Annotated in this window: 14 protein-coding genes; 2 read left to right on the top strand and 12 right to left on the bottom strand. The window is 58.1% G+C overall.

All coding sequences use genetic code 11. The annotated features are described in order from the left end of the window. Positions 1-3 precede the first annotated feature (3 nt). Together ABV300_RS07685 and ruvA are read right to left on the bottom strand one after the other, a co-directional pair. Positions 4-198, bottom strand: coding sequence for a hypothetical protein (locus ABV300_RS07685; protein WP_353714280.1), 195 nt, complete (start codon positions 196-198; stop codon positions 4-6). 17 nt (positions 199-215) lie between these two features. Next, positions 216-797 carry a Holliday junction branch migration protein RuvA gene (gene ruvA, locus ABV300_RS07680; protein WP_353714279.1) on the bottom strand — a complete coding sequence of 194 codons (582 nt, stop codon included), beginning with the start codon at positions 795-797 and terminating at the stop codon, positions 216-218. A gap of 686 nt (positions 798-1,483) precedes the next feature. Here ruvA and ABV300_RS07675 point away from each other — a divergent pair. Then, on the top strand, positions 1,484-3,433 hold the full coding sequence (locus ABV300_RS07675) for an ABC transporter ATP-binding protein (protein ID WP_353714278.1): 1,950 nt from the start codon (positions 1,484-1,486) through the stop codon (positions 3,431-3,433). Positions 3,434-3,502: 69 nt separating this feature from the next. On the opposite strand, the gene ABV300_RS07670 is transcribed toward ABV300_RS07675, so the two are convergent. The 10 genes from ABV300_RS07670 to ABV300_RS07625 all read right to left on the bottom strand — a co-directional run bounded on the left by ABV300_RS07670 (position 3,503) and on the right by ABV300_RS07625 (position 12,187). Further along, positions 3,503-3,715, bottom strand: a complete 213-nt coding sequence (locus ABV300_RS07670) for a hypothetical protein (protein WP_058439276.1) — start codon at positions 3,713-3,715, stop codon at positions 3,503-3,505. A gap of 130 nt (positions 3,716-3,845) precedes the next feature. Continuing rightward, entirely contained in the window at positions 3,846-5,147 is a 1,302-nt protein-coding gene (locus ABV300_RS07665) for an APC family permease (RefSeq protein ID WP_353714277.1), read from the bottom strand. Positions 5,148-5,244: 97 nt separating this feature from the next. After that, positions 5,245-5,934, bottom strand: coding sequence for an isochorismatase family protein (locus ABV300_RS07660; protein WP_353714276.1), 690 nt, complete (start codon positions 5,932-5,934; stop codon positions 5,245-5,247). Between the two features lie 36 nt (positions 5,935-5,970). After that, positions 5,971-6,402 carry a Fe-S cluster assembly scaffold protein NifU gene (nifU, locus tag ABV300_RS07655; protein ID WP_353714275.1) on the bottom strand — a complete coding sequence of 144 codons (432 nt, stop codon included), beginning with the start codon at positions 6,400-6,402 and terminating at the stop codon, positions 5,971-5,973. A gap of 9 nt (positions 6,403-6,411) precedes the next feature. Further along, entirely contained in the window at positions 6,412-7,584 is a 1,173-nt protein-coding gene (gene nifS, locus ABV300_RS07650) for a cysteine desulfurase NifS (protein WP_353714274.1), read from the bottom strand. Positions 7,585-7,594: 10 nt separating this feature from the next. After that, a complete protein-coding gene (cysK, locus tag ABV300_RS07645) occupies positions 7,595-8,593 on the bottom strand; it encodes a cysteine synthase A (protein WP_353714273.1) in 999 nt (332 codons plus the stop codon). A 28-nt stretch (positions 8,594-8,621) separates the two neighbouring features. Further along, a complete protein-coding gene (gene metW, locus ABV300_RS07640; protein ID WP_353714272.1) occupies positions 8,622-9,218 on the bottom strand; it encodes a methionine biosynthesis protein MetW in 597 nt (198 codons plus the stop codon). Continuing rightward, positions 9,215-10,360, bottom strand: coding sequence for a homoserine O-acetyltransferase (locus ABV300_RS07635; RefSeq protein WP_353714271.1), 1,146 nt, complete (start codon positions 10,358-10,360; stop codon positions 9,215-9,217). The genes metW and ABV300_RS07635 overlap by 4 nt, the downstream gene beginning before the upstream one ends. A 49-nt stretch (positions 10,361-10,409) precedes the next feature. Next, the gene (locus ABV300_RS07630; protein WP_353714270.1) at positions 10,410-11,708 is read right to left on the bottom strand and encodes an O-acetylhomoserine aminocarboxypropyltransferase/cysteine synthase family protein; all 1,299 of its coding nucleotides are present in this window, start codon (positions 11,706-11,708) and stop codon (positions 10,410-10,412) included. A 35-nt stretch (positions 11,709-11,743) separates the two neighbouring features. Further along, a complete protein-coding gene (locus ABV300_RS07625) occupies positions 11,744-12,187 on the bottom strand; it encodes an Rrf2 family transcriptional regulator (protein ID WP_353714269.1) in 444 nt (147 codons plus the stop codon). Between the two features lie 215 nt (positions 12,188-12,402). Here ABV300_RS07625 and ABV300_RS07620 point away from each other — a divergent pair, with 215 nt between their 5' ends. Continuing rightward, a complete protein-coding gene (locus ABV300_RS07620; RefSeq protein ID WP_353714268.1) occupies positions 12,403-13,782 on the top strand; it encodes a 4Fe-4S binding protein in 1,380 nt (459 codons plus the stop codon). The last annotated feature ends 8 nt before the right edge of the window (positions 13,783-13,790 follow it).

Raw genomic sequence — 13,790 nt, 5'->3', positions numbered from 1 at the left:
AGGTCAACTGTCAAATTTCACGGTGCCGGTGCCTGAGCAGGCGTGACAGCGGTTTTTGCCGGTGCCTTTACAGGCTGGGCAAGTTCGGCGTTCTTCATCAAAATCACGAGGGCGGGTGATGATTCCCGTACCGCGGCAGTCCGGGCAGCCGATCTGCCCGGAACCTTCGCATCGGGCACATATTTCATGATGCGCCATTTGGTCTTCCTATCCGGCTACGCTGTGCCTAAACCAGCCAGGGCGAGCCGTATCTTTTCTTCCACGGACAGGGCGGCGTCCCGGGGCAACCCGACCACCGCCCGAGCTGCTTCAGCCTGAGTGTAGCCCAAAGCGGCGAGGGCTGATAAAACCTCGGCGTCCTGGGTTCCAGCCAGGGATTGCGGCACGGCCGCCCAGGCGCGCGAAACCTTATCCTTAAGTTCAAGAATAATGCGAGACGCCGTTTTCTTGCCGATGCCTGAGACGGTGCAGAGCATAGCCTCGTTGCCGGTGGCGATGATGGCGGCGAGTTCTTCTGCGTTGAAGGCTGAAAGCAAGGACAAAGCCAGCTTGGCGCCGATGCCGGTGACTCCCAGCATAGTCTCGAAAATACTCAGATCCTCAAAGGTGGTGAAACCGAAAAGAGTCAGGGCGTCTTCGCGGACCTGGAGGTGGGTGAACAGCTTTACCTCTTTGGCGTTCTGTATTTGTGAAAGGGCGGCTGAGGTGAGAAACACCTTGTAACCGACGCCGGCGACATCGATCACTGCCCAATCGGCGCCGAGGAGAGCGATTTTACCATTGAGCGAAGCGATCATAGATGTCCCTGCTGGATTTTTCCGTATTCTAGCACGTTTGGGGTGAGCTTTCAGCCATCAGTTTTCAGTTGAAGGGGGCGATTTGTTTTTGATTCCGGCCTAAAAAACATGTTTTTACCGGAACGAATCCACTGACCGCGTTCAATCCATCCCAAAGCACGTTTGGGTTCGATATTCGTCAGTTTTGGGAACAAATACCTTCCTGCGACGCGGAATACCCTTCGAGCATTCGAATTCAGCATGGTACGGACACTAAACAACAAACCCATTCCGTCAAACGACCGGGAAAGGTTGACTTTGGTCGAAAAGTTGGGGTTTATAGGCGGATATTATAGCACGGGTGTTCATTGCGGCTGTCAAGCGACTATTGTCGTTTTTGGTACCCTCGGGAAAATATATTTATGAAGACAGATTGTCTCACTTCGCCCTCACCCTGCCCTCTCCCGCCGGGCGGCGGGAGAGGGCATAATAGATAGTGCCACGCGCCTCCGGCGCTCGAAAATCACAGTCGGAAGGATTTTTATTCTCAGCATTCAGGCAGGTCATCGCGTCGTTCAGCAACTGGCATTGATGGGAAAGAACCGCCGCGTACTAGTGAATGGCGCTCCAGCAGAGCGGCCCAGACGCCAATTATGTTAACATTACGCTTGGCTATTTTTTTTTAAATCCTAAAAGGTGACCGCACAATGTCGATGGTGCACGGCTTCCCGTGGGCAGGGCATGACAGCCCCGATATCAAACCGCGGATTACCCGCGGTCTGGTACGGCGGGTACTGGGCTATGCCAAACCGTACCGGGGGCTTATCGCGGGGATGCTTCTTATCACCATGGCGATCTCCGGCCTGTCGCTCCTGACGCCGCTTATTCTAAAAGACCTGATCGATACCACGCTCCCTGAAGGCAACACTGACAGGCTGTGGCTGCTGGTCGGCGGCCTGGTACTTGTGCCGCTGGTGAGCAGCGGGCTGACGGTGTGGCAGCGACGTCTCAACGCTACCGTCGGCGAAGGCGTCGTCTATGACCTGCGGGTATCTCTTTTCGGCCACCTGCAGCGGATGGCCCTCAACTTTTTTACCAATACCCGCGTCGGCGAACTGATGAGCCGGCTCAACAACGATGTGGTGGGTGCCCAGACCGCCATCTCCAATACTTTCGTCAGCATTGTCGCCAGCTTCATCCAGACGGTCGCCGTGCTCTCGGTTATGTTCGTCCTGGAGTGGCGGCTGACGCTGCTTTCGATCGTCATCCTGCCGCTGCTGCTGGCGGCGGGACGCAACCTGGGGCGGCGGCTCCAGCGGGTCGCCCGCGAACAGATGAGCCTGAACGCCAGGATGAACGCGGTGATGCACGAACTGCTGAATATCTCCGGCGCTTTGCTGGTCAAGCTGTTCGGGCGGGCGGCAAACGAGGATGACCGGTTCAAGGAAAAAGCCAGCGCGGTGAGGGACGCCGGTGTCCGCCGGGCGGTAACCGGCATGATTTTTTTCGCCAGCATCGGCCTGATCAGTTCGATAGGCGTCGCCCTGGTATACGGCGTCGGCGGCTACCTGGTGATCGAAGGTGCGCTGACCATCGGCACCATCGTCGCCCTGGCGGCTTTACTGGCCAGCCTATACAACGCGCTGCAGAACCTGACCAACGCCCCCGTGGATTTTGCGACCTCCATGGTCAGCTTCGAGAGGGTGTTTGAAGTCATCGACCTGCCTCACGAGATCGCCGACCGGCCGCAGGCGGCGGCGCTGGAGAATGTGCGCGGCGTGCTGGAATTCCGGGATGTGAGTTTCAAGTACAACATAAACGAAAACAGCCTGCTCAAGGATGTCAGGCGGGTCGGCGACATGAACGATGTCGGCGCGGTGCTGTCAGGCGCGGTCAAGCCCGGCGGCCAACCGGCGGCGGACGGGCGGGAAAAAGTCAGCCAGGCCAGGGAACTGGTGCTGGACCGGGTGTCATTCCGCGCCGAGCCAGGGCAGCTGGTGGCGCTGGTAGGCCCGTCGGGCGCCGGCAAAACGACGTTAACTTATCTGATTCCCCGCCTTTACGATCCCATCGGCGGCAAGATCCTTATTGACGGGCATGACCTGCGGGACGTGAGGCTGGATTCCCTTTCGGCGCAAATCGGCATGGTGACCCAGGAAACATACCTTTTCCACGATACCATTCAGGTGAACTTGCTTTACGCCAGGCCTGATGCCACCCAGATCCAGATAGAAGAGGCGGCGCGGGCGGCCAATATCCATGATTTCATCATGGGTTTGCCGGCGCGCTACGATACGGTGGTCGGAGAACGCGGCTACCGATTGTCCGGCGGTGAAAAGCAGCGGTTAGCTCTGGCCAGGGTGATCCTGAAAAATCCCCGCATCCTGGTGCTGGATGAGGCGACCAGTTCCCTAGATTCGGAATCGGAAGCTCTGATTCAGGACGCGCTGAAACGGGTAATGGCAGGAAGGACCAGCATCGTTATCGCTCACCGGCTGTCGACCATACTGGCCGCGGATCTGATCCTGGTAGTTGACCGCGGCCGCATTATCGAGCAGGGGACCCACGGCCAGTTGATGGCCAGATGCGGATTATATGCGCGGCTGTACGAAACTCAATTCAGGCACAGGCACACCGGCCCGGCAGGGGTTGAGTAGCGGATTTACCCGGCGCCCGCGCCGTTGGAACGGCGCCGAAACACCCAGCAGGGTAAAATTAACCGCTGATTACTTCTGCGGCCCGCGGAAATGAACGTTCCAGGTCACGCACAGATGGTTGATGAACTCTCTGGTCACCGGATCAGGGGCGTTATTCAACCCAGCCAGAAAGCCGTGAAGCAGTTCGCCGCCGGACATGGACGGGCTAGGTTCCACCGGCCCCGGCAGATTGATCCAGACGATTTCACTCATCACCTTTTGATAGTCGATTGCTGTCCCCATTAGTTCCCCCGTTCAAAACGTTCCAGGAAAGGTTGCCGCTGATGCTCCTGAGATACTTCTATTGTAAGCGATTTCAATGACGCGAGGCAATTAATCAGGCAGAATCGAGAATGGGGGACTGATACCGGGGTTACAGCGGTGATTCGTCCCGATCCGGCCAGCTGTTCGATGTCCGGGCGACAAAGGCCTGGTAGTAAACCAACCCGACGGCAACCAATAGTCCACCGAATAACATGGCGGCGGTCCCGGTATTCCATGCCAGCCACAGGCAGGCGGCGATCCCGAGCGCCGGGGCAATACGCTCCCAGGCCCGCGGTTTCGAATTAGCCGCCTTGCCCAGGCTTTTCGACAGCCTGATAGCTGCGGCGTTGATGCCTGTAAAAGCCAGAAGGACGGCTATATTGGTAAACAAAGCCACAGTCTCAATGTTTCGTATGAGTATGAATATGACGGAAAACAGACCTACCCCTGCAATGGCGACCCAAGGGGTCCGGCGTTGACCGATGGTGCAAAACGGCAGCGGCAGCACGCCGTAGCAAGACATCTCCCAGACCGCCCTCGACGCCGAGAGCAGGAGGAAAAAGGCGGTGCTGCCGGTGGCAGCCATAGAGATGATGGTGATAACGCCGGCGGAAGAGGCACCAAGCCCTAGCCTGAAAACATCGGTCATAGGCGCGCTGGACGAACTCAGGGCCTCCCAACCCAGGACGTTGACGGCGGCAAGGGCGACGAGGACATAAAAAACCGCGCTGACCGCCAGCACCAAAAGCATGGCTTTGGGCAGGTCCCGGCCGGGATTTTTCATTTCACCGGACAGGTTAGCCATGGTTTCAAATCCGAGGAAGGCAAAAAAGACCAGCGCTGCGGCGCTGAAGACCCCGGACAGCCCTTGCGGCGCTTCCAGCAGGTCCGCCGAGCCGAGGTGAGGCACCCCGATCACGATCACCGCTACCAGTCCGAACACAGTGACCGCAGTGAGGATACCCATGAGCGCCATCGATTGCCGGGTGCCGATCAGGATGATCAGGGTGGACACGCCGACCAGCGCCGCGGCGATGGCGGCGGCTGGGAGGTCAATGAATTGTTGAAGGTAGCCCGCGAATCCCAGAGATACCACCGCCGCCGAGACGACCATGGACCATAGAATCAGCCAGCCGGCTAAAAAACCCAGCCGTTGGTTGAAGGCTAACTTGACATAATGAAACTCCGGAGCATTGACCGGCTTAAAGCGGGCGAGGCGGGCGTAAGACAGGGCGGTGAAGCTGGAAATCACGGCGGCGATGACGAATGAAAGCCAAACCGCGTTGCCGGCACTGCCAGCGCCCGCGCCGATCAGGACATATATGCCAGCGCCAACGGTTACGCCCAGACCGCTTAAGACCGCCTGGCTGAGACCAATGCGTTTTTCAAGTTTCGGCGGAGTGGATGCCATCAGGATATTATAACTGTTGTTATCGAGATCCAGGAAACATCATGGGCACCAGCGCGGCGCCCGTGAAATCGGAACGGACCCTGACAGCCAGTCAACCTTACTTCTTCCCGTGACTGGGATCGGGATCGATCTGTGAAACGATCGATCCGGAGTTGGTGACATAGGCGAACCCGAAGGCCAGGTTTATCAGGCTGGCCAGATGCATCTCTTCGTTGATCGAACCATTGGCGTCAGCCGGGAAAAAGACCCGGTAATCTCTGAAATAGGCATCCCTGGCGGTGGATTCACAGCACATATTGGTCATGACGCCGGTGATTACCAGATCCTCAACTTTCAGGCAGCGCAGGACAGTTTCCAGATCGGTGTTGTAAAAGGCTGAATAACGGTGTTTCAGCACCACTTTTTCGTTCGGCAGCGAGGCCAGTTCCGGGTGGATTTCACTATCCGGACTGCCTTCGAGGCACATTCCTTCCCACCACCACTGCATGATGCCTGAGTCCAAATTAGCGGGATGATGAACGTGGCGGGTGAAAATGACCGGGCGGCTGGCGCGGCGGAAGGCCGCCACCAGGCGTTTCACCGCCGGGAGGATGGCAGTCCCGCCGCAGGTGAAGGAAGGAGACGCCGGATCGAGAAAAAAATTCTGCATGTCGATGACCAAAAGGGCGCTGTTCCCGGGCTTCAGTTCCATGACGTGGCGGTTGCAGGCACCGATCCGCTCCAGCCATTCGACGGTTTTGGATTCGATGTTTTGGGTTGTCACGTACGGTTCTGTCATTCCGGTCATACCGATTTTTCAGCCTCCTTTCCGGTTTGTCGGCGCCTAGTGGTGATGCTCCTTCACCGCCGTCTCAAACGGCGGCTTTTCACCGCGGCGCTCGTAGTAGTTTTCGACAGCCTTTTTGAGGGCTTCCTCGGCCAACAACGAGCAGTGCATCTTGACCGGAGGTAGGCCGCCCAGGGCTTCGGCGACAGCCTTGTTGGAGATCTCCAGCGCCTCATCAACGGTTTTGCCTTTAACCATCTCCGTAACCATCGAAGAAGTGGCGATAGCGGCGCCGCAGCCGAAGGTCTTGAAAGAGGCGTCGGTGATAATCCTGTCCTTGACCCGGATGTAAAGCTCCATGACGTCGCCGCAGACAGGGTTGCCCACCCGGCCGACGCCGTCGGGATGGTCCATTTCGCCGATATTGCGCGGATTTTTAACGTGGTCGATAACCAGAGGGCTGTAGGCGGCGGGTCCGGTGGATGTCATCTCTTTCTCCTATCGAGCCGCCGCCCTGGGGGCCAGGGGCGACATGGCTCTGAGTTTTTTCACGATACGGGGCAGGGCTTCGGTGACGGCGTCGATATCCGAATCCTGGGTGAACTTGCCCAGGCTGAAGCGCAGCGAACCGTGAGCCTCCTCGGCGACCTTGCCGCAGGCCAGGAGGACATGCGACGGTTCCAGAGACGACGAACTGCAGGCCGAGCCGGTGGAGGCGCAGATGCCATCGAAGTCCAGATTGAGGACCAGAGATTCCCCCTCGACGTAGCTGAAGGAAATGTTGACGTTGTTGGGCAGGCGCAAGATAGGATGGCCGTTCAATTGGCTGTCGGGTATGAGAGCCAGCAGTTCAGAGGACAGCCGGTCGCGGAGCAAGTACAGTCTCTCGGTCTCAGCGGCCATTTCCACTCTGGCGATATCCGCCGCTTTGCCGAAGCCGACAATACCGGGCACATTCTCGGTGCCGGGACGCTTGCCCCGCTCCTGGCTGCCGCCGGAGAGCAGCGAGTCAATCCTGGTGCCCTTTCTGATGTAGAGGGCTCCGGTACCCTTGGGCCCGTAGAGCTTGTGGCCGGAAGCCGACAGCATGTCGGCGTTCAGGTCGTTGACGTTGACCGGCAGGTGGCCGACCGTCTGGACGGCATCGATATGAAATAGGACGCCGCGCTCGCGGGCAATTTTGCCGATTTCAGCCACCGGCTGGATGGTGCCGATTTCATTATTGGCGTGCATCACTGATATAAGAATGGTTTTGGGAGTGATAGCTCTCCTGACGTCATCGGGATTGACCATGCCATATCCGTCCACCGGCAGCAGCGTGATCTCGAAGCCGTGTTTGGAGAGATAATGGCAGGCCTCGATGACGGCATGGTGCTCGACAGAGGTGGTGATGATGTGATTGCCCTTGTCGGACTTGGCCCAGGCGGTACCCTTCAAAGCCCAGTTGTCGGCCTCGGTGCCGCCGCTGGTGAAATAGATCTCATCGGCGCGGGCGCCGATGAGGGCGGCGACGCTGCCGCGGGCCTCCTCCACGGCGTGACGCACGGCCTGGCCGGCGGAGTGGACGGACGACGGGTTGCCGAATTGACCCTCGAGATACGGCAACATGGCTTCTTTGACTCTTGGGTCGACCGGCGTGGTGGCGGCGTTATCGAGATATATGAGTTCCATACAAGCCTCTCTAGACATTCGTTGGAGCGGCGGCAATCGCCTCCTGGAACAGCCAGGTCGACAGGTAACGCTCGCCGGTGTCCGGCAGCACTACCACGATGAGTTTGCCTTTCATCTCCGGACGCCTAGCCACCTCGGCGGCAGCCCAGACGGCGGCGCCGGAAGAAATGCCGGCCAGAATGCCTTCTTCTTTCGCCAGGCGGCGGGCCATGATGCCGGCGTTCTCATTGGATACCTGAATTATCTCATCGATGAGGCCGGTTTTCAAAACCTGGGGTACGAAACCGGCGCCAATGCCCTGGATCTTGTGGGGACCGGGCTTACCGCCGGAGAGGACCGGCGAGGCGGCCGGTTCAACGGCGAAGGCCTTGAATGATGGTTTTTTCTTTTTAAGCGCTTCGGCGACGCCGGTGACAGTGCCTCCAGTGCCGACGCCAGCTACCAGGGCATCAGCGCGACCTTCTGTATCACGCCAGATCTCCTCGGCGGTGGTCAGGCGGTGAATCTCCGGATTGGCCGGGTTTTGAAACTGCTGGGGCATGAAATAGCCGTAAGTGTCAGCCAGTTCCTGGGCGCGCCGGATGGCGCCGGGCATCCCCTCGGCGCCCGGGGTGAGGATTATTTCGGCGCCCAGGATGGCCAGGAGTTGCCGCCGCTCCATGGAGAATGTCTCCGGCATAGTCAGGATCAGATGATAACCGCGGGCGGCGGCGGTAAAGGCCAGGGCGATGCCGGTGTTGCCGGAGGTGGGTTCGACGATGGTTGCGCCGGGCTTGAGCAGGCCTTTGGCTTCGGCGTCGGCGATCATAGCCACACCGATGCGGTCCTTGACCGAATGCAGGGGGTTGAAGGACTCGAGTTTAGCCACGACTTCGGCGCCGGCGCCCTCAGTCACCCGGTTCAAGCGCACCAGCGGGGTGTTGCCGATGGTCTCGGTGATGTCACCGGCGATGCCGCGGGTCAGGGCCGGGAACGACTTGTTCCGAAAGGTTACGCGCTCTACGTTCATATCAGTCTCCTCGATCCGTTTTCGATTATTAATGCTCGATTTTAGATATTAGGAATATGCCGGTCTGGGCCAGCATATTGGGCAGGAGCCGGACCCTCGACCCGCCGTTCAGATAGACGGCTTTCTCGATCAAAATTCCATTATCCCGGCCATACCTGATAAAGTCGGACAGCGACAGGAAGTGCAGGTTGGGTGTGTCGTACCACTGGTAGGGCAGGGCCGGGGTCACCGGCGCCCGACCGGCCGCGGCCAGCTGCCAGCGCGCCGAGATGTGGGCGAAGTTGGACACACCGACTATGGCTTTTTTGCCGACCCGTACCGCTTCAGCCAGCACTTTCTGCGGCGATTTGACCTGCTGCAGGCATTGGTTGAGGATGACATAATCAAAAGACCGGTTGCCGTACTCCGAAAGGCCGTCGTCGATATCCTGGTGAGACACCGATAGGCCGCGGCCGACGCAGCGGTAGATGGCCTGTTCCGAGATCTCCACGCCGCGGGCTTTAACCGATTTGCGCTCGGCCAGGCAAGCCATAAGGTCGCCCTCGCCGCAGCCCAGGTCGAGCACGGTCGACCCCGGCTCGACCAGCCCGGCGATGATCTCATGGTCTTTCCTCATGGCGTTCATCGCGGTTCAACTTTCACGGCGGCTTCCCGCGATACTTTTTGCAGGAAGTGCCCGACGAGGTGGGTCTCCTCGTCGGTCTCCACCAGGAAGGCATCATGGCCGTAGCTGGAGTTAATCTCACAGTAGGTGACGTCGATGCCGGCTAGTTTGCAGGCTTTTACCAGCTCACGCGACTGGGCGGCGGGATACAGCCAGTCGCTCTTAAAAGCGATGACCAGAAAGGGGGCGCGCCGGGCGGCGGCCAGTTTTTCCTGCAGCTCTTTGCCCTCACCCAGGTCGAACAGGTCGATGGCGCGGGTGATGTAAAGATAGGAATTGGCGTCGAAACGCCTGACGAAGTTATCGCCCTTGTACTGCAGGTAGCCCGCTACCTCGAAATCAGCGGCGAATTTCTGCGCCGAGGCCGATTCCCGAAAGCGGCGGCCGAACTTTTTAGCCATGGATTCGTCGCTCATATAGGTGATATGGCCGACCATGCGCGCCGTTGCCAGGCCGCGCTCCGGAGATTTGCCGCCGTAGTACTGGCCGTTATTGAAGTTGGGGTCGGCGAGCACCGCCTGCCGGCCGACCTCGTTGAAGGCTATCTGCTGCGGCGAGTGGCGGGCGGTGGTGGCGATGGCGATGACAGAGCCGACGCGTTCCGGGTATTTTACCGCCCAGGCCAGGGATTGCATCCCGCCCATGCTGCCGCCGGCGACGGCGAGCAGTCTCTCGATGCCCAGGCGCTCGACAAGTTTTGCCTGAGCGGCCACCATGTCACCGATGGTGATGACCGGGAAGTCCAGACAATATGGTTTCCCGGTTTTCGAATCAATTGAAGATGGCCCGGTCGAGCCACGGCAGCCGCCGATGACGTTGGAGCAGATGATAAAAAACTCATCCGTGTCGAAGGCTTTGCCGGGTCCGACCATGTTGTCCCACCAGCCGGGCTTGCCGCCGGCGCCGGCGCTGGCCACGTGCGCGTCGCCGGTCAGGGCGTGGCAGATGAGGACGGCGTTGGTTATCGCGGCGTTGAGCCTGCCGAAGGTCTCGTATGCCAGGGTCACCGGCGACAAAACCTCGCCTGACTCGAGTTCCAACTGGTCGAGGTTGAGATACTCGGTACGGGCAAGGTCAATTTCATTTTTCGCCGTGTCAATCATGTTCGTGCCGTTTTGGCAGGGACACGGTATACCGTGCCCTGCGAGATCATTATGCCGTCGCTTTCTCCAACGCCTGGTCGATGTCGGCGATGATGTCGTCGATGTGTTCGATGCCCACCGAAAGGCGGATGTAGTCCGGGCTGACACCGGTGGCGGCTTGCTCCTCGGGCGTCAATTGGGCGTGCGTGGTCGAAGCCGGGTGGATGACCAGGCTTTTGGCATCGCCGATGTTGGCCAGGTGGGACATCAGCTTAACCGACTCTATGAATTTGCGGCCTGCTTCAAGGCCGCCCTTGATACCAAAACCGACCAGCCCGCCGAATTTGCCCCGCAGATATTTTTGCGCCGTTTGGTGGGTGGGGTTGTCCGGCAGGCCGGGGTAATTGACCCAGGCTACCTTCGGATGAGCCGAGAGGTGCTGGGCTACGGCCAGGGCGTTAGATGAATGGCGTTCGATTCTCAGAGCCAGGGTCTCCAGTCCCTGCAGAAACTGGAAAGCGTTGAAAGGCGAAAGGGAGGCGCCGATGTCCCGCAATAACTGGACCCGGGCTTTGATGATGAAAGCGACGTTGCCCAGACCGGGGAAATTACCGAAAACGTCCCAGAACTTCAGACCGTGATAGGTGGGGTCTGGTTCGGTGAAATCCGGGAACTTGCCGCTGCCCCAGTCGAACCTGCCGCCATCGACGATGACGCCACCGATGGTGGTGCCGTGACCGCCGATGTACTTGGTGGCCGAGGCGATGACGATGTCGGCGCCGTGTTCGATGGGACGCACCAGGCCGACACCGACGGTGTTGTCGACGACAAAGGGGATGCCAGCTTCATGGGCGATCCTGGCAATCGCGGTAAAATCAGGCACATCCAGTTTAGGATTACCGATTGTCTCGGCGTAGATAGCCCGGGTCCTGGGCGTAATCGCCTTTTTTAGCGCCTCAAGGTCACCGGAGGGCACGAACCTGACCTCGCGCCCCAGCTTGGGGAAGGTGTAATGAAACAGTTCGTAGGTGCCGCCGTAGAGGTTGTTGAGAGATACTATCTCATCGCCGGGGCGGGTGATGTTGAGTAAGGCGAAGGTCTCGGCCGCCTGGCCGGAGGCTACCGCCAGCGCCCCGCTGCCGCCTTCGATGGCAGCGACTCGCCGTTCGAAGACGTCGGTGGTGGGATTCATGATGCGGGTGTAGATATTGCCGAACTCCTTTAACGCAAAGAGATTGGCGGCATGGCCGGAGTCCTTAAAGACGTAAGAAGTAGTCTGGTAGATAGGCACGGCGCGGGCGCCAGTGGCCGGGTCCGGGTTCTCCTGCCCGGCATGGACGACGATGGTTTCCAGTTTATGAGCGGTCAACGTGATATCTCCTTCAAAAATAATTTTGGTGTCGGCTAGATGTAGTACATATCGGCGTCGGGAGACATCTTGGCCTGCTGTTTGGCCACCAGGTCGGCCAAGGTGGTTTGTTCCAGCACGGAGGTCATCGCCTTACCCACGTCGTCCCAGATGTCCCTGGCGGCGCAGAAGCGGGCGCGGTCGCATTTTTCCGGGCTGTGGACGCAGTCCACCGGCTCGATGGGGCCTTCCAGCAGGCAGACCACCTCGCTCAAACGGATACTTTCTGGGGATTTGGCCAGTTTCAGACCGCCGCGGGCACCGCGGACGGATTGGATTAAACGGGCATCAACCAGCGGGCCGACCAGGTGCTCCAGGTAGGGGAGCGAGATCTGCTGGCGGCGGGCAATGTCTTTCAGGGGGATGACATCATCACCGTAATGCTGTGCCAGGTCGAGCATGGCGCGAGTGCCGTAACGGGCGCGGGTGCTGAGTTTCATACTATGTTTCCCGATAAAAGTTGACTAAAAAGATATACATAGACATATTAACAGTGGGGTGACGCAGTGTCAAATGGATTTCCAATTGCGCCTGTCGCAGACTTGTTTTTCAACGGTGACTTGATAAGCCGGTTACCGGTCAAATAATTACGATCTTCATAAAAAACGCATAGTTTCTCTATAGACGCCATATATTCGTCAATTACAATGAACATATGCCATTCGTTAAAGGTATGAAGAGGCTTTCTGTCAGTCTGCTGACCGGCATGGCGGCGTTTTTAATCGTTTCTTCGTCTATCTTCGCCTGTGATATCACCTTGAAGCCGGATAAAGCATCAGGGAGCGTCGGAGATGTTATCAAACTCGAGGTCACGGTGGTGCTGACTCATCGCAACTGTCCGGTGCCCATCGCCGATACTAAATTTAATCTCACCAGTAATATTAAGGTGATCGATCAAACCCAATGGGTGTTAACCGGTCGGGATACATATAAAGCCACCCTCAGCGTCCAGCTTCTCTCGATAGGGACCGGGAAACTGGAAGTGATACGGGATTGTGTCAAAGAAGGCGGCTACGCCTCTATTACCATAAACATCGGCGGCATCGGCGCCGCGGCGGTTGAACCGCCGGAAAACCAACAATCCTCAGCCACCCCAAGCATCGAAACAGCGCCGACTATCGAAACCGCCGGGGATTCAAATAGTGAACCGGAAATATCATGGGGTGAAGCATTTAAGAAAGCGTTAGCCCAGCCTTTTATCTGGGCGTATCTCGGACTGGCGGCTTTCGCTTACGCCGGTTTACTGATGAGGAAGCGCCGCTGGCGTTATATTTCGCTGGCTTTTTCGATGGTGTACCTGGGTTTTTTTCTTGGGTTGTGTCCCTGCTCCATCGGCGCGATGCAGAACCTCGTTTTGCATCTGGGAGACCCAAAACAGTATCTAGCCCAATTCATTGTGCTGGCTATTCCGATTGTCCTCACTCTGTTTTTAGGCAGACTGTACTGCGGGTGGGTCTGCCCGATGGGCGCGGTACAGCAATTTCTTTTTCGGAAGGATCTGGCGATAAAGTTGCCGGATGGATTAGGAATCAGGTTAAGGGAACTGCGTTTTGCAGTACTCGGCGGCATATTAATTGCCGCTTGGTATACCGGGACCACCGCTTTTGCCGAGATTGATCCTTTTAAATCGCTCTTCAACGCGCAAATCTCGCCGGTACCGACCACGCTGCTCGCGCTGCTCATCATAAGTTCAGTGTTCATCTTTACGCCGTGGTGCCGTTTCCTGTGCCCGATGGGAGCGGTATTGTCGGTGGTGGGAAAACTAGCCAGGCGCCAAGTCGCTTTCACGCCAGAGTGTAAAAACTGCGGCGCCTGTACTAAATCCTTCTGCGATTATAAAGCTATCATACCAGGGAAACCTCTGCCGGTAATCGCTCAAAATGAATGCGCTCGATGCGGTGAATGCCTTTCCCGCTGCCCTCGGGGAGCGATGGAATACAACCGGCCTGACGGAGACTTTAAAAACGCGACGGCGCCTTCAATTCCAGTTCCGGGACTAGGGGCCGTTCCGGGTGTGTCACTCGCGAACGAATGAATTACCCT

It is taken from the genome of Dehalogenimonas sp. 4OHTPN, assembly GCF_040448695.1.
Classification (GTDB): Bacteria; Chloroflexota; Dehalococcoidia; order Dehalococcoidales; family Dehalococcoidaceae; genus Dehalogenimonas.
The sequence above is the reverse complement of the archived record's forward strand: the minus strand, read 5'-3'. Positions and strand labels throughout refer to the sequence as shown.

What these genes read in the sequence shown, in the direction of transcription:
- ABV300_RS07685 (WP_353714280.1), bottom strand. Translation starts at nt 198, where the DNA reads ATGGCGCATCATGAAATATGTGCCCGATGCGAAGGTTCCGGGCAGATC.
- ruvA (WP_353714279.1), bottom strand. Translation starts at nt 797, where the DNA reads ATGATCGCTTCGCTCAATGGTAAAATCGCTCTCCTCGGCGCCGATTGG.
- ABV300_RS07675 (WP_353714278.1), top strand. Translation starts at nt 1,484, where the DNA reads ATGTCGATGGTGCACGGCTTCCCGTGGGCAGGGCATGACAGCCCCGAT.
- ABV300_RS07670 (WP_058439276.1), bottom strand. Translation starts at nt 3,715, where the DNA reads ATGGGGACAGCAATCGACTATCAAAAGGTGATGAGTGAAATCGTCTGG.
- ABV300_RS07665 (WP_353714277.1), bottom strand. Translation starts at nt 5,147, where the DNA reads ATGGCATCCACTCCGCCGAAACTTGAAAAACGCATTGGTCTCAGCCAG.
- ABV300_RS07660 (WP_353714276.1), bottom strand. Translation starts at nt 5,934, where the DNA reads ATGACCGGAATGACAGAACCGTACGTGACAACCCAAAACATCGAATCC.
- nifU (WP_353714275.1), bottom strand. Translation starts at nt 6,402, where the DNA reads ATGACATCCACCGGACCCGCCGCCTACAGCCCTCTGGTTATCGACCAC.
- nifS (WP_353714274.1), bottom strand. Translation starts at nt 7,584, where the DNA reads ATGGAACTCATATATCTCGATAACGCCGCCACCACGCCGGTCGACCCA.
- cysK (WP_353714273.1), bottom strand. Translation starts at nt 8,593, where the DNA reads ATGAACGTAGAGCGCGTAACCTTTCGGAACAAGTCGTTCCCGGCCCTG.
- metW (WP_353714272.1), bottom strand. Translation starts at nt 9,218, where the DNA reads ATGAACGCCATGAGGAAAGACCATGAGATCATCGCCGGGCTGGTCGAG.
- ABV300_RS07635 (WP_353714271.1), bottom strand. Translation starts at nt 10,360, where the DNA reads ATGATTGACACGGCGAAAAATGAAATTGACCTTGCCCGTACCGAGTAT.
- ABV300_RS07625 (WP_353714269.1), bottom strand. Translation starts at nt 12,187, where the DNA reads ATGAAACTCAGCACCCGCGCCCGTTACGGCACTCGCGCCATGCTCGAC.
- ABV300_RS07620 (WP_353714268.1), top strand. Translation starts at nt 12,403, where the DNA reads ATGCCATTCGTTAAAGGTATGAAGAGGCTTTCTGTCAGTCTGCTGACC.